Here is a 20,947-nt window from a genome sequence, read left to right as displayed (position 1 = left end):
CAGGACGCGCGTCCGCGCCGCACTGTTCATGGCAGCCCTTGTCGCCGCACGTCACAACCCTGTCCTCAAGGCCTTCCGCGACAGGCTCGTTGCCGCCGGCAAGCCCAAGATCGTCGCCATCGTCGCGACAATGCGCAAGCTCCTCACCATCCTCAACGCCATGATCCGGGACCAAAAACCATGGCAAACCGCTTGACCGCCAAGACAGTCGCTCTCCCCGTGAAATACGGGGAGAGGGAGGGCGTYGGCGTTGCCGCTTKTYCCTTCTCCCCGTCATTACGGGGAGAAGGTGCTACACGCGCGCCCTAGGAACGCTAGCTGCCGCTGCCCCACGGGCCATGGAACGCGCCCGGCGCATCGATGCGCTCGAAGCCATGCGCACCGAAGAAGTCGCGCTGCGCCTGCGTCAGGTCGGTCGAACCCCGGCCCTGGCGATAGCCGTCGAAATAGGCAAGCGCCGACGACAATGCCGGCACCGGCAGGCCGGCCTCGGCGGCACGGGCGACGATGCGGCGCAGCGACGGATGCGCCTTGCCCATCATGTCGACGAAGGCCGGCACCATCAGCAGGTTGGTCGAGGCATCCGCCTTGCCGAAGGCCTCGGCGATGGTGTCGAGGAACTGCGAGCGGATGATGCAGCCGGCGCGCCAGATCTTGGCGATCGTCGGCATCGGCAGGTTCCAGCCGAACTCCTTGGAGGCTGCGGCCATGACCGCAAAGCCCTGCGCATAGGCAGCGATCTTGCCTGCAAACAATGCAAGCTCGAGATCGTGAAGCACCTCGTCCTTGCTGCCGGCAAACTTGAGCGTGTTGGCACCATAGGCCTTTTCCGCCGCCAGCCGTTCGTCCTTCATCGACGACAGCACGCGCGCCGCCACCGCCGCTTCGATCGCCGTCGCTGGAATGCCGAGTTGCTGTGCTTCGATCACCGACCATTTGCCGGTGCCCTTCTGGCCGGCGCGGTCGAGGATGATGTCGACCACCGGCCGCCCGGTCTTAGGATCGTCTGCCTCGAGCACGGATGCGGTGATCTCGATCAGGTAGGATTCGAGGCGACCCTTGTTCCAACCGGCGAAGACGGGAGCGATCTCTTTCGGCTTCATGCTGAGCCCGTCGCGCAGGATGCCGTAGATCTCGGCGATCATCTGCATGTCGGCATATTCGATGCCGTTATGGATGGTCTTGACGAAGTGGCCGGCGCCGTCTGTGCCGAGCCAGGCGGCACAGGGCTCGCCCTTGAACTTGGCCGAGATCGCGGTCAGCACGCCTTCGACACGTTTGTAGGATTCGGGCGTGCCGCCGACCATGATCGAGGGGCCGTGGCGCGCGCCCTCCTCGCCGCCCGAAACGCCCATGCCGATGAAGGTCAGGCCCGAGCCCTCCAACTCCTTGAAGCGGCGCATGGTGTCGCGGAAGTTGGCGTTTCCGGCATCGATGATGATGTCGTTGGCCGACATGGCACCGCGCAGTGCCGCAATCTGTTCGTCGACGGGGGGTCCCGCCAGCACCATGATGATGACAGGACGCGGCGGGCGGATCGCGGCGGTCAGCTCCTCGATCGAGGCGCATGGCACCACCATGTCGCGCAGCGCACCGGCCGATTCGACAAATGCCTGCGTGCGGGCCGGCGTGCGGTTGAAGACGGCGATGCGGTGGCCCTTTTCGGCGATGTTCAGCGCCAGGTTCGAGCCCATCGTGCCCAATCCGATCAGTCCGATTTCGGCTTTTTCCATGGTCGTTATCCCGTCTGCTGATTTCACGTGCCAGAGGCGGCGGCATGATTGACCGTGCCCGGGCCAAGGTCAACTCGCAGCCCGGCGCGCGCATGGTGGCGAGCGATCAACTCGTCGTGCCTTGGCCAAAGGCGCGGCCGCGCTAATCCTTGCGGCGGCGCCCGTAAAGCTCGAGCCGATGGTGGACGATGTCGTATCCAAGCTGGCGGGCGATTTCCTGCTGCAGCTGTTCGATACGGTCTGAACGGAACTCGATCACGTCACCGGTATCCATGTCGATTAGGTGGTCGTGATGATCACCGCCCGCCTGCTCGAAACGCGACGGCCCGCCCTCGAAGGCATGGCGGTGGATCGCACCCATTTCCTCCAGGAGCTTCATCGTCCGGTAGACGGTAGACAAGGAGATGCTCTTGTCGATGGTCTCGGCGCGGCGGAAGATTTCGAGCGCGTCGGGATGATCCTCGGTCTCGCCCAGAATACCCAGGATGATCTTGCGCGGACGCGTGATGCGGATGCCCGCCTTGCGCAACGCTTTTTCGTAATCGGGCTTCTTGGATCCGGGCTTGGTGGCAGTCTTCGTCATGGCCCGACTATGTGCCAGATGACACCCAGTTGCAAAAGATTATGTGTGCGTTCATCCCCAGAAGAAGGGGCGCTTCCGTCGCGCCCCGCATTCCCATGCGATAAACTGGCGATGACGATACGGCAGGTTCAGAGGGCGTGGAAAAGCGGGCAATGGGGGCAAGCTGTATTGTTGCACTGTCAAGCAAATCTTCAATGTCTCGTTCCTTCCCACCCCCCTCTGGCCTGCCGGCCATCTCCCCCACAAGGAGGGAGATTAGTCGCATCCACGGCAGCGCTCGTCCTGCGATTTAGCAGAAAGTGAACGCTGCGACGTTGGTGGTTGGCCAGAAGGCAAATGAAGGCGTGATCTCCCTCCTTGTGGGGGAGATGGCCGGCAGGCCAGAGGGGGGCAGGAAGGAACGAGACGTCGCAGGTAGCAGCCTCGAGCCGCCAGCAAGAATGTGCGCGTGGGGAACCGTCCCACAATCCGCCCGTCCTCATTGCCATCTCGCAGCGCATTGGCACCTTCAGCCATATCGGCGCGCCTGGATGCTTCACCCTAGGTTGCAAACTGCGGCACGCAGGCCACCAAACTACCCCGACTTGCCCTCTTCCTCGAAGGTCACCGCGACATCGGCATTGGCCGACAGGCGTACCTTGTTGCCTTCGGTTTCGGCGACAAGGGCGGTGGAAATGTAATGGTGGTGGCCACGATGCCTGCCTTCGCCGCCATCCTGCTTGGTCAGCTTGATGCGGCCGTTTTCGACCTTGTCGACAGTGCCGATGTGAACGCCGTCGGCGCCGATCACTTCCATATGCTCGCGAATTCCCGAGGTGGCTGACACGATCGTTCTCCTTGGTTGGAATTGGCAAACGACAACGCGCCAGCTGCCGATTGGATGCGAGCTGGCGCTCAAAAGGCATCGGCGCAGTGTTTTCATGCGCCTCAGTTGCAAACGATTTGCAATTGCATTGACAAGGGCGCGAGGTGCCATTAGGTAAGGCATCGTAGCTGCCGCCCGTTCGGTGCGGCGTTCTCGTACGGGATTTCCATGACAGCCTTTCGTGCCACACTTGCCGCCATCGCCATGCTGGGGGCCATGCTCGGACTTTCGGCCTGCTCGCAAGAGAGCGAAGCGGGCGGCAAGATGAAGGTGGTCACCACCTTCACTGTGATCGCCGACATCGCCCGCAATGTCGCCGGTGACGCGGCGGAGGTGGAATCGATCACCAAGCCCAATGCTGAGATCCACAACTACCAGCCGACGCCGGGCGACATCATCCGCGCCCAGAAGGCCGATCTCGTCCTGTGGAACGGGCTGAACCTCGAAATGTGGTTCGAAAAATTCTTCGAAAATCTCGACGGCGTGACACAAGCCGTTGTTTCGGATGGCGTGGCGCCCATGGGCATTGCCGAGGGCCCCTATACCGGCAAACCCAACCCGCATGCCTGGATGTCGCCTGAGGCAGCGCTCATCTATGTCGAAAACATCCGCAAGGCCTTTGCCGCCAAGGACCCCAAGAACGCGGAGGTCTACGCCAAAAACGCCGCAGCCTATGCCGCCAAGATCAAGGCGACGGTGGCGCCCATCCATACCGCGATCGAGACCATTCCCGAACAGCGGCGCTGGCTCGCCACCAGCGAAGGCGCGTTCTCGTATCTGGCGCGCGACTTCAACCTGRAGGAGGTTTATCTTTGGCCGATCAACGCCGACCAGCAAGRCACGCCCCAGCAGGTGCGCAAGGTGATCGACCTCGTCAAGGCCAACAACATTCCCGCCGTGTTCAGCGAAAGCACGGTGTCGTCGAAGCCGGCCGAGCAGGTCGCGCGGGAAACGGGCGCCCGCTATGGCGGCGTGCTGTATGTCGACTCGCTGAGCGATGCCAGCGGCCCGGTGCCGACCTATCTCGACCTGATGCGGGTCACCACCGAAACCATCGTCAAGGGGCTCGCCCAATGAACGTGCCGTTGAAGGGGCGCCCCGCAACCACAGCGCTGTCAGGCGAAGGCCTGCGCGTCGACAACATCTCGGTCACCTACCGAAACGGCCACACCGCCCTTCGCAACGCCTCCTTCGCCATTCCGCGTGGCACCATCACCGCCCTTGTCGGCGTCAACGGCTCAGGGAAGTCGACCCTGTTTAAGTCGATCATGGGCTTCGTTCCGCTCGCCACAGGCAGCGTTTCGATATTCGGCGAGCCGGCACGCGAGGCGCTGAAGAAAAACCTCGTCGCCTATGTGCCGCAGAGCGAGGATGTCGACTGGAACTTTCCGGTGCTCGTCGAAGACGTGGTCATGATGGGCCGCTATGGCCACATGAACTTCTTCCGCATGACACGCGCGGTCGACCGCGAGGCGGTGGATGCGGCACTCGAACGCGTCGGCATGGCCGATTTCCGCACGCGCCAGATCGGCGAGCTTTCCGGCGGCCAGAAGAAGCGCGTCTTCCTGGCCCGCGCCCTTGCCCAGGAGGGCGAGATCATCCTGCTCGACGAACCGTTCACCGGCGTCGACGTGCGCACCGAAGAAGCGATCATCACGCTGTTGCAAGGCCTGCGAGACGAAGGCCGCGTGATGCTGGTGTCGACGCATAATCTGGGCTCGGTACCGCGTTTCTGCGACCGCGCCGTGCTGGTCAACCGCACCGTGCTTGCCTCCGGGCTGACGGCCGAAACCTTCACCAAGGCCAATCTCGAAAAGGCCTTTGGCGGCGTGCTGCGTCAATTCATCCTTGGCGGCGCCGAACTGCACCAGGACGCGGCCGACACACGCCAGGTGACGGTGCTGACCGACGACGAGCGCCCCTTCGTCATCTATGGCGATGACGCCGAGAAAGACGTTGCAGCCAAGAAGGGCGGGCGCAAGAAATGATTGCCACGCTCCTGGAGCCATTCGGCTACGGCTACATGCTCAACGCCATGTGGGTGTCCGCCCTAGTCGGCGGCGTCTGCGCCTTCCTCTCGGCCTATCTGATGCTCAAGGGCTGGTCGCTGATCGGCGACGCGCTTTCGCACTCGATTGTGCCAGGCGTCGCCGGCGCCTACATGCTGGGCCTGCCGTTCGCGCTCGGCGCCTTCATTTCTGGCGGGCTTGCAGCGGGCGCTATGCTTTTCCTCAACCAGCGCACCAAGCTGAAGGAAGACGCCATCATCGGGCTGATCTTCACCTCGTTCTTCGGGCTTGGCCTGTTCATGATCTCGCTGTCACCGGCCTCGGTGAACATCCAGACCATCGTGCTCGGCAATATCCTGGCGATCACGCCTTCCGACACGCTGCAGCTGGTGCTGATCGGCGGCATTTCGCTCGCCATCCTGCTCGCCAAATGGAAGGACCTCATGGTCGCGTTTTTCGACGAAAACCATGCGCGTTCGATCGGGCTCAAGCCCGATCTGCTCAAGGTGCTGTTCTTCATGCTGCTGTCGGCCTCGACGGTCGCGGCGCTGCAGACCGTCGGCGCATTCCTGGTCATCGCCATGGTGGTGACGCCGGGGGCCACCGCCTATCTGCTCACCGACCGCTTTCCGCGACTGATCGCAATCAGCGTGGCTATCGGCTCGATCACCAGCTTTGTCGGCGCCTATGCAAGCTATTTCCTCGACGGCGCGACGGGGGGCATCATTGTCGTCGCTCAGACGCTGATCTTCCTGATCGCGTTTGTCTTCGCACCCAAGCATGGGCTGCTGGCGTCGCGAAAGCGGGCACGGCAAGCACTGGAGGCGGGGATATGATGATGATGGGTCTCATTCCTTCCCACCCCCCTCTGGCCTGCCGGCCATCTCCCCCGCAAGGGGGGAGATCAACTGTCATCACCACCTTCGCAAACCGCCGACATTCCAAAACAAGCGCCGACCTCAAAGCTGCTGATCTCCCCCCTTGCGGGGGAGATGGCCGGAAGGCCAGAGGGGGGTGGCGTGGAGCGCCGACCTACGTGGTGCAGCCATGATCGAAACCCTGACCCTCCCCTTCGCATTCCCGTTCATGCAGCAGGCGTTCGTCATCGCCCTGCTTGTGGCGGTGCCGATGGCGCTGCTGTCGTGTTTCCTCGTGCTCAAGGGCTGGTCGCTGATGGGCGACGCCATCAGCCATGCGGTGCTACCCGGCGTGGTGCTGGCCTACATCGCCGGCATTCCGCTCGCCGTCGGCGCCTTCGCCGCCGGCATGACCTGCGCGCTGGCGACCGGCTATCTCAAGCAAAACAGCCGGATCAAGGAAGACACCGTCATGGGCATCGTCTTTTCCGGCATGTTCGGCCTCGGCATCGTGCTCTACACCAAGATCCAGACCGACGTGCATCTCGACCATATCCTGTTCGGCGACATGCTGGGCGTGAGCTGGAGCGATGTCGGCCAGACGGCTGTCATCGCGCTGATCGCCACCGGCGCGATCGGCCTGTTTCGCCGCGATCTGTTGCTGCACGCCTTCGACCCGCAGCACGCGCAGGCGATCGGCCTACCGGTGAAGCTGCTGCATTACGGGCTGCTGTCGATCCTGTCGCTGACCATCGTCGGCGCGTTGAAGGCCGTCGGCATCATCATTGCCATTGCGATGCTGATCGCGCCGGGCGCGATCGCCTATCTGCTCACCGACCGCTTCGAGCGTATGCTGATGGTGTCGGTTCTGGTGGCGGTGCTGTCGTCATTCCTGGGGGTCTATCTCAGCTTCTTCATCGACAGCGCGCCGGCGCCGACAATCGTGCTTTTGATGAGCCTGACCTTTGTTGCCGCTTTCTTCATCTCGAAGCGCCGGACAGCGCTGCGGGAGCGGCAGGTGATGGCAGCGGATTGAGGTCGTCTCAAGCCGCTGCCGCAGTCAGCCGGCGGCGGGCGAACGAATGGCCGTCGCTGTCGAAGATGTGCAGCTCGTCGGGGCTGGCGGCGAGCCGGATCTTCGCACCGCGCTTGACCTCGACATTGCCGGGCAGCTTGGCCACCAGTGGCTGATCGGCGCGGCCGATGTCGACATAGACAAGCTGGACCTCGCCGAGCTGCTCGACATAATCGACGAGACCCTCGAACAGGTAGTCCTCGCCGGTCGCGACATAGAGGTCCTCGGGCCGCACGCCGAAGCTGACCGTCTTGCCCTGGGCATCAGTGGGCGTTGCCACCGGCACCGAGGTCTTGTGGCCGCCGACGTGGCTGACCAGGCTGTTCTCGCCCGTCCTGTCGATGGTGCCGCCGACGATGTTCATCGCCGGCGAACCGATGAACTGGGCGACGAACAGGTTGCCGGGGTGCTTGTAGAGCTCCATCGGCGTGCCGACCTGCTCGATGCGGCCGTCCTTGAGCACGACGATGCGGTCGGCCAGCGTCATCGCCTCGACCTGGTCGTGGGTGACGTAGATCATCGTGGTGTTGGGCATCGATTCCTTGAGCTTGGCGATCTCGATGCGGGTAGCGACACGCAACGCCGCGTCGAGGTTCGACAGCGGCTCGTCGAACAGGAAGACCTTGGGGTTGCGAACGATGGCGCGGCCGATGGCGACGCGCTGGCGCTGGCCGCCCGACATCGCCTTGGGCAGGCGGTCGAGATATTTGGTCAGCTGGAGAATCTCGGCCGCCGCCCGCACGCGCTTGTCGATCTCAGCCTTGCTTTCCTTGGCGATCTTCATGCCGAAGGCCATGTTGTCGTAGACGGTCATGTGCGGATAAAGCGCGTAGGACTGGAACACCATGGCGATGCCGCGCTTGGAGGGCGGCACGTCGTTGACCTTCTCGCCGGCGATCTCAAGCGTGCCGCCGCTGATCTCCTCAAGCCCTGCAATCGAGCGCAAAAGCGTCGACTTTCCGCAGCCCGAGGGGCCGACGAAGACGATGAACTCGCCCGATTTGATGTCGAGGTCGATGCCGTGGAGAATGTGCAGATTGCCGTAAGACTTCTTGACGTCCCTGAGCGTTAGATCGGCCATGGTTACCTCCCAGATTTTTCTTTCCGGCGATTAGACGAAGCGCCCGAACCAGGCGCCGTAACCACCGAGCCGGACTGCGCCGGCATTGGCATTTCCATCGAGCCCGTGTCCCGGCAGGGGTTGCAGGCCTCGACCTCCAAGATCAACGTTAGCTGCTGTGCTGCCAAGATTGAAGACGCACACGATCTCCTCGTTGCCCTCGCGACGCGTAAAGGCAACGGTATCGCCGTCGGCCTTGAGGAACGAGATATCGCCCTTGGCCAGCGCCGGATGCGCGCGGCGGAATGCGAGAAAGCGGCGGTAGTGTTCGAGCAGCGAGGCGGCGTCGCCTTCCTGCGTGTCGACGGCCTTGGCGAGATGTTCCGCAGGCACCGGCAGCCACGGCTTGACTGACGAGAACCCGCCGTTCCTGGCATCCTTGTTCCAGACCATCGGCGTGCGGCAGCCGTCGCGGCCCTTGAATTCCGGCCAGAAGCGGATGCCGTAGGGGTCCTGCAGGTCCTCGAAGCCGAGGCTGGCTTCGGTCAGCCCAAGCTCCTCGCCCTGGTAGATACAGACCGAGCCGCGCAGCGACATGAGCAGTGCCGAGATCACCTTGAGATAGGCGGTACGATYGGCCTCGCCCATGCCCCAGCGCGAGGCGTGGCGGACGACGTCGTGGTTGGAGAAGGCCCAGCACGACCAGCCGTCGCTGGCAGCCTTGCCGAAGTCTTCCAGAACCGTGCGCACCTTGGCGGCGGTGATTTTTTCAGGAGCCAGGAAGTCGAAGGCATAGCACATCTGCACCTTGTCGCCGCCAGCGGTGTAGGAGGCAACGACCTCCAGCCCGCGCTGGGAATCGCCGACCTCGCCGACAGCTGCGGCCGCCGGATATTCGTCGAGAACGGCGCGGAAGCGGGCGAGGAATTCCAGGTTCTCGGGCCTGCTCTTGTCGTAGATGTGATCCTGGAAATTGTAGGGGTTCACCGCAGGCGCGGTCTGGTCGTTGCGCTCTTCGGGTGGCAGTGCGGGATTGTCTTCCAGCCCCGCCGAATGGAAATAGAAATTGATCGTGTCGAGACGGAAGCCGTCGACACCACGTTCGAGCCAAAAGCGCGTGACGTCGAGCAGCGCGTCCTGGACGTCACGGTTGTGGAAGTTGAGGTCCGGCTGCTCGGACAGGAAATTGTGCAGGTAATACTGCATCCGACGCGTGTCCCACTGCCACGCTGAGCCGCCGAAGATCGACAGCCAGTTGTTGGGCGGGCTGCCGTCGGGCTTGGCGTCGGCCCAGACATACCAGTCAGCCTTGGCGTTGTCGCGGCTCGCCCGGCTCTCCTTGAACCAGGGGTGTAGGTCGGAGGTGTGCGAGATGACGCCATCGATCATCACCTTGAGGCCAAGGCGGTGTGCTTCTGATATCATGGCGTCGAAATCGGCCAGCGTGCCGAACATCGGGTCGATGTCGAGATAGTCCGAAATGTCGTAGCCGAAATCCTTCATCGGCGACTTGAAGAATGGCGAGATCCAGACAGCGTCCGCGCCAAGGGACGCGATATGCGGCAGCCGCTCGATGATGCCCTTGAGGTCGCCGATGCCGTCGCCGTTCGAATCCTGGAAGCTGCGGGGGTAGATCTGGTAGATCACCGCCCCCCGCCACCAGTCGCGGTCGACAGCGGTTTCAGGGTGTTCAAACTTGCGCATTGCGGCCTGCRTGGAGCTAGCCTCCCTTGACTGAGCCCGCGAGCAGCCCGCGGACGAAATAACGTTGGAGCGAGAAGAACACGATCAGCGGCACGATGATGGTGACGAAGGCCGAGGTGGTGAGGATTTCCCAGTCGCCGCCTCGCGAACCAAGCAGCGCGTTGAGCTTGCCGGTGAGCACCAGCTGGTCGGAACCGCTGCCGAGGAACACCATCGCCACCAGAAGGTCGTTCCAGACCCACAGGAACTGGAAGATGGCGAAGGAGGCGAGCACCGGGAAGGACAGCGGCAGCACGATCTTGACGAAGATCTCGAAGTCGCTGGCGCCGTCGATGCGGGCGGATTCCATGATCTCGCGCGGCAGGCCGGCGATGTAGCTGCGCAAGAGGTAGATGGCGAAGGGCAGCCCAAAGCCGGTATGCGCCAGCCAAATGCCGAGATAGGTCTTGGCCGGCACGCCGAAGAACAGGCCGACGCCATTGTAGAGCTTGAGCAGTGGGATCAGCGACATCTGCAACGGCACGACCAGTAGGCCGATGATGACGGCGATCAGAAGCGCGCGGCCGGGAAAGCGCATCCAGGCGAGCGCATAGGCGGCATAGGCGGCGATCAGGATCGGGATGATGGTCGCCGGAATGGTGACCGTCAGCGAGTTGATGAAGGAGCGGCCGATGCCTTCGGAAAACAGCACCGTGCGGTAGTTGTCGGTGGTGAAGCGCGGCGGTGCCGACGACGCGTAGTAGACGCGCTGGCCGCGGTCGCCCTCGAAGGCTTTGGGTGATTGCATCACGAAGGAACCGTCGGCATTGAGCAAAAGCGAAACGCCTTCCCCGAGATCGGCGACGTCACCCGCCTGATATTGCGTCGGCGCCGCCGCCTTGGTGCCGAAGGCGCTGATGCTACGCGCCGGACCRTCACCGAAGATGTTTCCTTCGATGACGAATTTTCCGTCCTTTTCGACCTGCGCCGAAGCACCTGGCAGCCGTCCGGCTTCGGTCTGCGAGGAGGTGGAAAGTGCCGTCCACCAGCCGGAGACGATGAGTTGGTCCTTGTCGCGCAGCGAGCTTACCAGGATGCCGAGCGTCGGGATTGTCCAGATGGCGACGAAGACGAATACCGCGATATGGACGCCGAAGCGGCCGAGGAAGGACTTTCCGCTTGCACTGGCCATGTCAGTGTCCTCCCCCGCCTTCGCGATTGGCCTGGCGGATGTTCCAGATCATGATCGGAACCACAGCAAGCATGATGATGACGGCGATCGCCGCGCCACGGCCGAAATCGCCGCCGCCACGGAACATCCAGTCGAACATCAGATTGGCCAGCACCTGGCTGTTCCATTGCCCGTTGGTCATGGTCAAAACGATGTCGAAGACCTTGAGCACCAGGATGGTAATGGTGGTCCAGACGACCGCGATCGTGCCCCATATCTGCGGAACCATGATCTTCCAGAAGATCTGGAACGGGTTGGCGCCGTCGATGACGGCCGCCTCAATGGTTTCCTCGGGAATGCCGCGCAGGGCCGACGACAGGATGACCATGGCAAAGCCGGTCTGGATCCAGATCAGGATCACCATCAGGAAGAAGTTGTTCCAGAACGGTGTCGAGATCCACACCTGCGGATTGCCGCCGAGATATTGCACGGCGGCGTTCAGGATGCCGATCTGGGTCTGGCCTTCGGCGCGGTATTCGTAGACGAATTTCCAGATGACGCTTGCGCCGACGAACGAGATGGCGAGCGGCAGGAAGACCAGGCTCTTGGCGATATTGCCGCACCAGATCTTGTCGGTGAGCACCGCGATGATCAGGCCGAAGAAGGTGCAGGCGGCTGGAACGACGGACAGCCACAGCAGGTTGTTGAAGATCGAATTGCGGAACTCACGGTCGCCGAAGGCCCAGCTGTAGTTGGCGAGGCCAACGAAGTTCTCGCCGCTGCGATCCATGAAGGAGAGCCTCAGCGTTTCGATCACCGGATAGACGAGATAGACGGTGACGATCAGCATGGCCGGGCCAACGAACAGCCATGGCCGGATCAGGCCCTGACGGCGCAGATTGTCGACGGCGGCAGCGCCGGAAACGCCGCGCGATGGAAAGACCGCGTCGAGGATCTTGTTGGCGCCCCAGTAATAGACGACGCAGCCGCCGACGCCGACGATGATGGTGAAAATGGCCGAAAGTATCTGTGCCGTCATGGGATCAGTCCCTTTTCAACGGGCTGGTTCGAGCAGACTGCCAGTGTTGGATGGACGCCGGCCTCAACCGTTCTCCGCGACACCCCGGGTGTTCTCCGTAACACCCTGCGGCAGCCCGCTCCCGGCGGGAGGGGAAACCGGGAGCGGCGCCGCCGGACCTTCTCCCCGACGGGGAGAAGGTGGCCGCGGAGCGGCCGGTCAGAGGGCTTCGCTTGCGCGTCGCCCTACTTGATCGCGTCCCAGCTCTTTTGGATGTCGGACGCGACGTCGGGCGCGGGCTTGCCGCCAACCAGATCGATCATGCCGGTCCAGAAGGCGCCGGCGCCGATCTTGCCCGGCATCAGGTCGGAACCATCGAAGCGGAAGGTCGAGGCATTGACCAGGATGTCACCCTGCTTCTTCAGCGCCTCGTTGGCGTAGGCGTCCTTGTTCGCCGTCTTGAGCGGGGTCAGGAAGCCCGACTGCGCCATCCAGATCTCATGAGCGAGCGGCATCTTCAGGAAGTCGATGAAGGCGCGCGCGGACTTGGAGTCCTTGGCGATGGTGAACAAGGTACCGCCACCGAGCACTGGATTGCCGAGCTCAGGCTTGGCGGCCATTGGCGGCAGGTAGAAGAAGTCGGCATCCTCGCCGAGCTTGGTGCCTTCGGGGAAGAAGGACGAGATGAACGACGCCTGGCGGTGCAAATAGCACTTGGGCGGAACGGCAAACAGGCCCTTGGGGCTGTCGCGGAAGTCGGTCGCCGCCACCGCTGCCTTGCCGCCGTCAACATATTTGTCGTTGGTGGCGATCTTGGCGAAGATGTCGAGTGCGTTGATCACCGCCGGATCGTTGAACGGGATCTCGTTTTTGGTCCACTTGTCGTAGACATCGGGTGCCTGGGTGCGCAGCATGATGTCTTCGACCCAGTCGGTGGCCGGCCAGCCCGTGGCACCACCAGAGCCCAGGCCGATGCACCATGGCACGCCGCCGTCGGCGACGATCTTGTCGGTCAGGGCCTGCATCTCTTCCCACGTCTTGGGAACCTCATAGCCGGCTTCCTCGAAGTTTTCCGGCACGTACCAGACCAGCGACTTCAGATCGGCCTTGAATGGGAACCCGTAGAAACCGGGCTTGCCGTCCTTGCCGTTGAAGGTGCCGAGGTCGACCCAGGACTGGCCGGCACCGTAGTTTTCCTTGACGAAACTGGCCGTGCCCTCGTCGAGCGGGGCGAGCAGGCCTTTTGAAGCCAAATCCTGGATCAGGCCAGGCTGCGGCAGAATGGCGATGTTGGGCGGGCTGCCGGCTTGCGTGTCGATGACGATCTGCTGTTCGTAATTCTCCGACGACGAGTAGTTGATCGTCACACCGGTGGCCTCGCTGAAATAGTCGAGCACCGAGCGTGCCAACGCCTCGTCTTCGCCGCGCCATGGCCCGAAGATCGAGAGCGTCTCGCCCTTCAGGTCGACCTTCTTGAGTTCGTCGAAATTTGCCCAGGTGAAACGGGCATCCTCGCCCGGCTTGAACTTCAGCTCCGCCGACGCGGGCGCGCTCAGGGCAACGGCAGCAAACGCCACGCCCAGTAACAGGGACTTCCTCATGGTCTTCCTCCCAGTGGATCGAAAACTCCGGACGGAACCTCCATTCCATCCGCCTGCATCGCTCCGACTGTGCCCCAGTCCTGCGCAAGCTGCAACCGCATCACGCAACGGCATTTCAAAGCGCTTTGGCTCGCTTCATCAGGTCATCAGAATCGAAAAGAGTCAAGAGTGCCGGCAGGCTAATCGATTTAGAAGTCGCCAGAATGTGCGCTGCAGCATGATTTTTGGCGCTGCAGCAGCAAATTTCGCTTCAAACCAGGCATTTGCGCGCCTATTCTCGCTGGCATGAAGCGTCTTGTTTGCTCGACATCCGGGCGAAGCCTGATTTAAAGCGCTTTGGGAATCGGAGCCGAGGTGAACCTCAAACAGCTGTCGTTGATGCTCGAACTTTCGCAGACGACGGTGAGCCGTGCGCTGAACGGCTATCCGGAGGTCAGCGAGGAGACGCGGCGCCGGGTCACGGATGCCGCCAAGCGCCACGGCTACCGGCCGAACCCGAGCGCGCGCAGGCTGGCGACCGGCAAGGCCGGCATGATCGGCTACGTCATGCCGACGGGTGCCGCCGTCGACATCGATCCGCATTTCGTCGAGTTCCTGTCGGGTCTTGGCGACTATGCCCGCGGCCACGAGCTCGACCTGGTGCTGAGCCCGGCGGATGCCCAGGACGAGGAGACGACCTACAGGCGCATCGTCGCCAACAAGCAGGTCGACGCGCTCTACATCTCGGCACCCTGCAGCGCCGACAAGCGGGTCACGCTCGCCCACCAGCTCGGCATCCCTTTCATCGTGCATGGCCGCAGCGAAGGGCTTGATTTCGACTATCCGTTCATCGACATCGACAATGAAGGCGCCTTTCACGACGCGACGCGGCTGCTCGTCCAGCTCGGCCACAAGCGCGTCGCCCTGATCAATGGCGACGACACCCAGACCTTCGCCATTTTCCGCGAGCGCGGCGTCAGGCGGGCGCTGTCGGAAAGCGGGCTGGTGCTGGAGCCAAGGAACATTCGCTCGCTGGCAATGACCGAAGAGAATGGCTATCGCGCCGCGCGCGGCCTGCTGGAGGCATCCGAGGCACCGACGGCGATCGTCTGCTCAAGCCTGCTCATGGCGCTCGGCATCGTGCGCGCCGCGCGCGACCTCAACCTTGTGATGCCGCGCGACCTGTCGCTGGTCAGCCACGACGACGTCTTCCACTGGCTGAAGCCGGAGCATTTCTCGGTGCCGCTGACAACGACCCGCTCGTCGATCCGCGCTGCAGGGGCCCGCGTGGCCGAGCGGCTGGCGGCACGGATTTCTGGGCTGGAGGACGGCGCGCGCGGCGAGGTCTGGCCGGTCGATCTGGTGGTGCGCGGGTCCATCGCGGGGGCCAAGGGCTGACCTGCGCCGTACAGACTCGGTTAGCTCACGGCATGGACGGCCCAATCAACCTTAGCCCCGGCATCGGCGGCCTCACCAGCTAGATCTTGGTGGCGCCGCCGTGATTGGCCGGCAGCGAGCGCGCGCGCAGCGGGGCGACCGAGGCGTGGCGCTGGAAGGTCTCCTCGCCAAGCGCCTCGACCTTGTGGCTGGGCAGATCAGACAACAGCCCCGCGACCCGGGTGAACGATTGCTCGAGCGCCCTTTCCTTGATCACACCAGCCTTCAGGCCGGCCGACATGTAGTCGATCATGCGCATGATGATCTCGGTGTCGGCCCAGTAAGCGCACATGCACAACAGATCGCAGCCGGCGTTGATGATGCTGGTCGTCGTCTCGGGCTTGTCCAGCCGCTCCGATATCGCCTTCATGCCGAGATCGTCGCTGACCACCACGCCCTCGTAGCCAAGCTCCTTGCGCAAGATGTCCTGCAGGATGACGCGCGACATCGTCGCCGGAATACCCGGGTCGATCTGCGAAATGACGATATGCGCGGTCATGATCATGCGCGTGCCGGCATCGTTGAAATGGCGGAACGCTTCGAGCTCGCGGCTGCGGAACGTCTTGGGGTCGACGTCGATGACGGGCAGCGAATAGTGAGAATCCACGGCCGTGTCGCCATGGCCGGGGAAGTGCTTGGGACAGCCCAACACACCTTCGGCCTGGAGCGCGTCGAGGAACTCGCGTGCCGCCGGCACCACATCGTGAGGCGTCGTGCCGAACGAGCGTTGCCCGATGACCGGGTTGGCCGGGTTCGAGTTGACGTCGACGACGGGTGCGAAATTGACGTTGAAGCCGAGCGACCGCAGCTCGATGCCCATCGCCTTGCCGACATCGCCCGCTTGCTTGGGCCATTCGCGCGCATAAGCAAACGGCGTGATCGGTGCCGGCGGACGCAGCACACCGCCGCCTTCATGGTCGATCGAAATGATGACTTCGTCACGCTCGATATATTCGCGCACATCGGCAAGCAGCTTGGCGTGGCTTTCCAGCCAATCCTCATATGGCGCATCGGGAAGGAAGTTGGCGCGGAACAGCACGACACCGGCCGGCTTGAGCAGCGACAAAACCCGCTTGTCCTTGTCGCCGAGCACGTGCCCCGGCTGCAGGCCGATAAKAAAACGATGTCCAAAAGACGCAGGCCCGCGTCCGAGATCGAATGTAAGATCCATGCTTCGCCAACTCCGCCTGATGTCAGGTGCCACGCACTGCTTGTGGCAGCCTGTTCCAAACAAGTCCTTAGTGCATGAGCTGAAAAAGCGGAATCGGTTTTCAAACCAGCGAGGGTTGAAATCGGGCGGCCAGCATCCTGCCAGCCGCCCGAACCGTCATTGACGGTCATATGGCGCTATGCGCTTGCGTCCTGGCGCCCAGCAATCAGCTCGCCCTCGGCACGGTCCGCCTCGGTGACCGAGGTAAACCGCTTCAGGCGGCGGGCAAACCAGGCGTTGAGGTCGTCCATGGTGGCGAACATGACAGGCACGACGACCAGGGAAAGCAGCGTCGAGGTGATCAGCCCACCGATCACCGCGACAGCCATCGGCGCGCGGAAGCTGGCGTCGGCGCCGAAGCCGATCGCCGCCGGCATCATGCCGGCCACCATGGCGATCGTGGTCATGATGATCGGGCGGGCGCGGGTCATGCCTGCCTTCATCAGTGCCGCGCGCCGGTCCAGCCCCTCGGCGCGGCATTCGATGGCGTAGTCGACCAGCAGGATAGAGTTCTTGCAGACGATACCCATCAGCATCAGGATGCCGATCGTCGACGACAGGTCGAGTGCCGCGCCATAGGCGAGCAGCGCCAAAGCCGCGCCGCCCAGCGACAGCGGCAAGGCGATCAGGATGGTGACCGGCTGCAGGAAGTTCCTGAACAACAGCACCAGCACCGCCATGACCATCAGGATGCCCGCCACCAGCGCCTGCGCGAAGCCGCGGAACATCTGCGTCATCTCTTCGGCCGCGCCATATTCGATATGGCTGACGCTTGCGGGCAGGCTCTTCAGCGCCGGCAATGCGGCGACCGCTTTCATCGCATCGCCAAACACCACGCCGTTCAGATTGGCCTCGACCGCGACCAGGCGCTTGCGGTCGAGCCGTTCGACCTTGCCTTCCTCGGCGCCGAACGAAATGTCGGCGACCGAGGTCAGCGGCACGACCTTGCCGTCGGCCGTGCCGACACGCAGCTTGCGCAAGGTTTCGAGATCGCCACGCGCCGACTTGTCGAGCAGCACGCGGATGGGCACCAGACGGTCGCCAAGGTTGAACTGCGCCGAATTTGAGTCGGTTTCCCCGAGCGTGGCGATACGCGCGACGGTGCCCAGCGACACCACCGAAACGCCGAGCCGGGCCGCCTCGTCCAGGCGCGGCTTGACCAGAAGTTCCGGCGCCAGMGGCGCCTGGTTGGACAGCACGTTGGTCAGTTCCGGCAACAGGCGCATTTCAGCCTCGAGCTGGTAGGCGGCCCTGTTCAGCTCCTCGGGATTGTTGCCCGCGAGATAGATCGAAACCTCCTTGCCGCCCTGATCCGAGACGAAGGTGAACTGGATGTCAGGCGTATTGGCCAGGATCGGACGCGCGGCGAGTTCGAACGACTTGCGGTCGAGTTCGCGCTCGCCGCGTGGCTTGAGCTTGATGATCAAGGTCACCTTGTTGACGTCGTCGGTGGTCACCAGCACGCCCGCGACCTCAGGCCTTGCCTTCAACTCGCGCACGATCTTGTCGGAGACATCAGCGGTTTCCTCCAGCCGCGTGCCTGGAGGCAATGTTACCTGCGCTTGCGAGACGTTGCCGTCACTGCTTGGCACAAAACCGGTGGGCAACTGGGTCAGAAGGAAGACCGAGCCGGCAAAGAACACAGCGACCAGGCCAAAGGTCGTCTTGCGGTGATCGAGCGTCCAGCCCAGCACGGCGAGATAGCGCAGCGACAGCTTCGACGGCTCGGCCGAATGACTTCCCCCAGCCTTCGGCTGCAGCAGATAAGCCGCCATCAAAGGGGTGAGCAATCGCGCCACGACCAGCGAGATCAGCACCGCAACAGCCACCGTCACGCCGAACTGCCTGAAGTACTGGCCAACAGCACCGCCGATGAAACTGACCGGCGCAAACACCGCAACGATGGTCAAGGTTGTCGCAACGACCGCGAGGCCGATCGCATCGGCACCCTCGATCGCCGCGAGATAGGGCCGCTTGCCCATATCGACATAACGTTCGATGTTTTCGATCTCGACGATGGCATCGTCGACGAGGATGCCGATCACCAGCGTCAGCGCCAAAAGGCTGACGCTGTTCAGCGTGTATCCGAGCAACTCCATCACCCAGAAGGTCGGCAGGATCGACAGGGGCATCGCCACAGCCGCGATCAGCGTCGCGCGCCAGTTGCGCAGGAACAGAAACACCACCACCACCGTCAGCGCCGCACCTTCGACAAGCGCGGTCACCGCGGCGTTGTAGCTTTCCAGCGTGTATTCGACGTAGGAAATGACCTCGTTGAACGCAACGTCCGGCGTCCGCGCCGCAATTTCGGCCAGGCGCGTGGTCACCGCATCGGCGACGACCGTATCGCTGTGGCCCTTGGAGCGGGAGATGGAAAACCCAACGACGGCCTCGCCATTGAAACGTGCGAAACCCCGCGGCTCGGCCGGTCCGTCCTTGATGGTGGCGATGTCGCGGAGCTGCACCCAGCGGTTTCCTGGCAACGAGACCGAAAGGCCGGACAGCTCGTCGAGCGACCTCACCGAGCCCAGGGTGCGGATCGACTGCTCTCGTTCACCAATCTCGCCGCGGCCACTTGGAACATTGACGTTGATCTGGCGCAGCGCTGAATTGACCTGGTCCGCCGTCACCCCCAACGCCAGCAACCTGTCGGGGTCGAGCGATACGGTGATTTCGCGGTTGACGCCGCCGAAGCGCGCGACCTTCTGCACACCTGGAAGCGCAAGAAGCTCGCGGCTGATCGTATCTTCGACAAACCACGACGCATCGAGCACCGACATGTTGGGCGCCTGCATCGTGTAATAGAGCATCGCCCCGCCTTCGACATCGACGCGCGAGACGATCGGCTCCTGGATCGATTGCGGCAGGTCTGACCTAATCTGGCCGACGGCCTCGCGCACGTCGTTGGTCGCCCGGTCCGGATCGACGCCGATCTTGAATTCGACGGTTGTGGTCGACACGCCATCCTTGATGGTCGAGCGGATGTGCTTGACCCCGGCGAGGCCCGACGCCGCCCCTTCGATGCGGCGCGTGACCTGGTTTTCCATTTCAGCGGGCGCGGCACTTGCCTGCGAAACGGTGATGGTGACGATCGGAAACGCCAGGCTCGGATTGGCATTGACCGGCAGGCGCAGGAACGACGCCCAGCCGACAAGCGTCAGCACCAGGAAAAGAACGATGGTGGGGATTGGCTTGCGGATCGCCCAGGCAGAAATGTTGCTAATCATGGGCGGGTGCTTCCGGTGATGGCACCGATGTCGATGGTCGCCACCGCATCGCCCTCGCGCAGCGACGCGCCGGCCTTGGCGACAACGACATCACCGGCCTTGAGACCGGCAACGATTTCGAGCCTGCCATTGTCGCGCAAGCCGGTTTCGACCCCGCGCCGCATCACCTTGCCGCGCTCGACCACAAAGACCGAGGTTTTGTCAGCGTCGCCGCCATAAAGAAGTGCGGAATCGTCAATGACGATGGCCTCACGCTTCGCCACCACCACCTCGGCCCGGCCAAAGGCGCCGGGAAACAGCGCGGCATCTGTATCTAGAGCGATCCTGGCCCCGCCAAGACGGGTGTCGCGGTCGATCTTCGGCGTGATCATGCGCACCATGCCCCTGATCGACCCGTCCCTGCCCGGCAGTGTGACTTCGGCAGGCTGGCCGACCGCCAGCTGCGGCAGCTCACGTTCGGGAATGTCGGCGGCAAGTTCGACCCTGCCATCGCGGATCAGGCGGATCAATGGCTCCGATCCGGTGAGCGAACCAGCGTTGGCGTGGCGTTCGGAAACGACGCCAGCGACAGGTGCTAGGACGACGTCGCGTTCGCGTAGCCGCCGGGATTCGGCGAGTTGGGCCTCGGCCTGGTTGACCTCGGCCTGCGCCAAGGCAACGCCCTGGCGCTCGACGGCTTCGGTGGAAGCACGGTCGGCGAAGGCCTGGCTGGACAAGAAACCCGATTGCTTGAGCGGACCAGCGCGCTGAAGTGCTGCCAGTGCCTGCGCCGCCTTTGCCTGCTGCTGGGCAAGAGCTGCCCTCGCCCGCGCCAGCCGTCCTTCGGATTCGCGCAATTGATTGTCGCGCATCGCCGTGTCGAGCCTGACCAGAACCTGGCCCGCCTTGACACGGTCGCCGACCTCGACGTCGACGCCCGTGATGCGCTGGTCTTGCAACGGCGCGCCGACGGCGACCTCCTCGCGGGCGGCAAGCACGCCGCTGAACGACAGCGTCCATTCGCTCATGGCGCTTGCAACGACGAAGGTCGACACCATGCGCTTGGACGTCTCGGTCTGGGCGGCGGCGGCGGCACCATTGGCAACGGAACTCGCACTTGAACCAGCCAACAAGGTGACGGCCAGGGCCGCTGCGACGGATATTTGAAAGGGGCGTGTCATGCTTGCATGCTTTCCACGGTCTGGAATGTTTTCGAAGCGATGGCGACCGCCGGCCCTCCCCCTGGCCGGTTCGCTTCTATTGATGGATCAGTCCGATGACTGGCCGCCTGTGGTTTCATGGCAGCGACATGACAGGCGACCATTGCAGCAGTCTGTCGCAATGCGCGCGGTTTCACATGCAGCACGCGCCGTCTGGACGGATCATCGATGTTTGATTGGAATTTTTTGGCGCACCCGACAGGATTCGAACCTTTTGGCGCACCCGACAGGATTCGAACC

General features: G+C 63.1%; 18 protein-coding genes and 1 pseudogene. 7 read left to right on the top strand and 12 right to left on the bottom strand.

What is annotated here, in order from left to right:
• Positions 1 to 196, top strand: a pseudogene (locus AC1DWF_RS20005) (IS110 family transposase); the annotation flags it as partial.
• 118 nt (positions 197 to 314) lie between these two features.
• Here AC1DWF_RS20005 and gndA read toward each other — a convergent pair.
• The 3 genes from gndA to AC1DWF_RS19990 all read right to left on the bottom strand — a co-directional run bounded on the left by gndA (position 315) and on the right by AC1DWF_RS19990 (position 3,142).
• Complete coding sequence (gene gndA, locus AC1DWF_RS20000) at positions 315 to 1,733, bottom strand: NADP-dependent phosphogluconate dehydrogenase (RefSeq protein WP_476789595.1); 1,419 nt, start codon at positions 1,731 to 1,733, stop codon at positions 315 to 317.
• A 142-nt stretch (positions 1,734 to 1,875) separates the two neighbouring features.
• The gene (locus tag AC1DWF_RS19995) at positions 1,876 to 2,316 is read right to left on the bottom strand and encodes a Fur family transcriptional regulator (RefSeq protein WP_476782472.1); all 441 of its coding nucleotides are present in this window, start codon (positions 2,314 to 2,316) and stop codon (positions 1,876 to 1,878) included.
• 574 nt (positions 2,317 to 2,890) lie between these two features.
• Positions 2,891 to 3,142: a DUF2171 domain-containing protein gene (locus AC1DWF_RS19990; RefSeq protein ID WP_476782471.1), complete on the bottom strand. Its 252-nt coding sequence runs from the start codon at positions 3,140 to 3,142 to the stop codon at positions 2,891 to 2,893.
• 255 nt (positions 3,143 to 3,397) lie between these two features.
• On the opposite strand from AC1DWF_RS19990, the gene AC1DWF_RS19985 reads away from it, so the two are divergent.
• From AC1DWF_RS19985 to AC1DWF_RS19970, 4 genes are all read left to right on the top strand, one after another.
• A complete protein-coding gene (locus tag AC1DWF_RS19985) occupies positions 3,398 to 4,258 on the top strand; it encodes a metal ABC transporter substrate-binding protein (RefSeq protein ID WP_476841968.1) in 861 nt (286 codons plus the stop codon).
• Complete coding sequence (locus AC1DWF_RS19980; RefSeq protein ID WP_476782470.1) at positions 4,255 to 5,169, top strand: manganese/iron ABC transporter ATP-binding protein; 915 nt, start codon at positions 4,255 to 4,257, stop codon at positions 5,167 to 5,169. The genes AC1DWF_RS19985 and AC1DWF_RS19980 overlap by 4 nt, the downstream gene beginning before the upstream one ends.
• On the top strand, positions 5,166 to 6,026 hold the full coding sequence (locus AC1DWF_RS19975; protein ID WP_476782469.1) for a metal ABC transporter permease: 861 nt from the start codon (positions 5,166 to 5,168) through the stop codon (positions 6,024 to 6,026). The genes AC1DWF_RS19980 and AC1DWF_RS19975 overlap by 4 nt, the downstream gene beginning before the upstream one ends.
• Before the next feature lie 211 nt (positions 6,027 to 6,237).
• A complete protein-coding gene (locus AC1DWF_RS19970; protein WP_476782468.1) occupies positions 6,238 to 7,083 on the top strand; it encodes a metal ABC transporter permease in 846 nt (281 codons plus the stop codon).
• Positions 7,084 to 7,090: 7 nt separating this feature from the next.
• On the opposite strand, the gene AC1DWF_RS19965 is transcribed toward AC1DWF_RS19970, so the two are convergent.
• The 3 genes from AC1DWF_RS19965 to AC1DWF_RS19955 are packed head-to-tail and all read right to left on the bottom strand — an operon-like array spanning position 7,091 to position 11,009.
• Positions 7,091 to 8,203, bottom strand: coding sequence for an ABC transporter ATP-binding protein (locus AC1DWF_RS19965; protein WP_476788255.1), 1,113 nt, complete (start codon positions 8,201 to 8,203; stop codon positions 7,091 to 7,093).
• Positions 8,204 to 8,233: 30 nt separating this feature from the next.
• The gene (gene bglA, locus AC1DWF_RS19960; protein WP_476841967.1) at positions 8,234 to 9,886 is read right to left on the bottom strand and encodes a beta-galactosidase BglA; all 1,653 of its coding nucleotides are present in this window, start codon (positions 9,884 to 9,886) and stop codon (positions 8,234 to 8,236) included.
• Positions 9,887 to 9,902: 16 nt separating this feature from the next.
• A complete protein-coding gene (locus AC1DWF_RS19955) occupies positions 9,903 to 11,009 on the bottom strand; it encodes a carbohydrate ABC transporter permease (protein WP_476782474.1) in 1,107 nt (368 codons plus the stop codon).
• Here AC1DWF_RS19955 and AC1DWF_RS19950 point away from each other — a divergent pair.
• On the top strand, positions 10,929 to 11,111 hold the full coding sequence (locus tag AC1DWF_RS19950) for a DUF2934 domain-containing protein (protein ID WP_476782465.1): 183 nt from the start codon (positions 10,929 to 10,931) through the stop codon (positions 11,109 to 11,111). The genes AC1DWF_RS19955 and AC1DWF_RS19950 overlap by 81 nt on opposite strands.
• On the opposite strand, the gene AC1DWF_RS19945 is transcribed toward AC1DWF_RS19950, so the two are convergent.
• Both AC1DWF_RS19945 and AC1DWF_RS19940 read right to left on the bottom strand, forming a co-directional pair.
• Positions 11,059 to 12,075, bottom strand: a complete 1,017-nt coding sequence (locus AC1DWF_RS19945) for a carbohydrate ABC transporter permease (RefSeq protein ID WP_476841966.1) — start codon at positions 12,073 to 12,075, stop codon at positions 11,059 to 11,061. The genes AC1DWF_RS19950 and AC1DWF_RS19945 overlap by 53 nt on opposite strands.
• 224 nt (positions 12,076 to 12,299) lie before the next feature.
• Positions 12,300 to 13,655: an ABC transporter substrate-binding protein gene (locus tag AC1DWF_RS19940; protein ID WP_476782464.1), complete on the bottom strand. Its 1,356-nt coding sequence runs from the start codon at positions 13,653 to 13,655 to the stop codon at positions 12,300 to 12,302.
• A gap of 354 nt (positions 13,656 to 14,009) precedes the next feature.
• Here AC1DWF_RS19940 and AC1DWF_RS19935 point away from each other — a divergent pair, with 354 nt between their 5' ends.
• A complete protein-coding gene (locus tag AC1DWF_RS19935; RefSeq protein WP_476782463.1) occupies positions 14,010 to 15,032 on the top strand; it encodes a substrate-binding domain-containing protein in 1,023 nt (340 codons plus the stop codon).
• A 79-nt stretch (positions 15,033 to 15,111) separates the two neighbouring features.
• On the opposite strand, the gene AC1DWF_RS19930 is transcribed toward AC1DWF_RS19935, so the two are convergent.
• The 4 genes from AC1DWF_RS19930 to AC1DWF_RS19915 all read right to left on the bottom strand — a co-directional run.
• Complete coding sequence (locus AC1DWF_RS19930; protein WP_476841965.1) at positions 15,112 to 16,242, bottom strand: glycoside hydrolase family 3 protein; 1,131 nt, start codon at positions 16,240 to 16,242, stop codon at positions 15,112 to 15,114.
• Positions 16,243 to 16,418: 176 nt separating this feature from the next.
• On the bottom strand, positions 16,419 to 19,508 hold the full coding sequence (locus AC1DWF_RS19925; protein WP_476788256.1) for an efflux RND transporter permease subunit: 3,090 nt from the start codon (positions 19,506 to 19,508) through the stop codon (positions 16,419 to 16,421).
• Complete coding sequence (locus tag AC1DWF_RS19920) at positions 19,505 to 20,668, bottom strand: efflux RND transporter periplasmic adaptor subunit (RefSeq protein WP_476781391.1); 1,164 nt, start codon at positions 20,666 to 20,668, stop codon at positions 19,505 to 19,507. The genes AC1DWF_RS19925 and AC1DWF_RS19920 overlap by 4 nt, the downstream gene beginning before the upstream one ends.
• Positions 20,665 to 20,947: hypothetical protein (locus tag AC1DWF_RS19915; RefSeq protein ID WP_476841964.1), on the bottom strand; the 283-nt coding region annotated here is incomplete at its 5' end. The genes AC1DWF_RS19915 and AC1DWF_RS19920, both read right to left, overlap by 4 nt.

It is taken from the genome of Aminobacter sp. P4_D5 (genome assembly GCF_056401815.1).
Note: the sequence above shows the minus strand (reverse complement) of the source record. Positions and strands in the feature narration are given on the sequence as shown.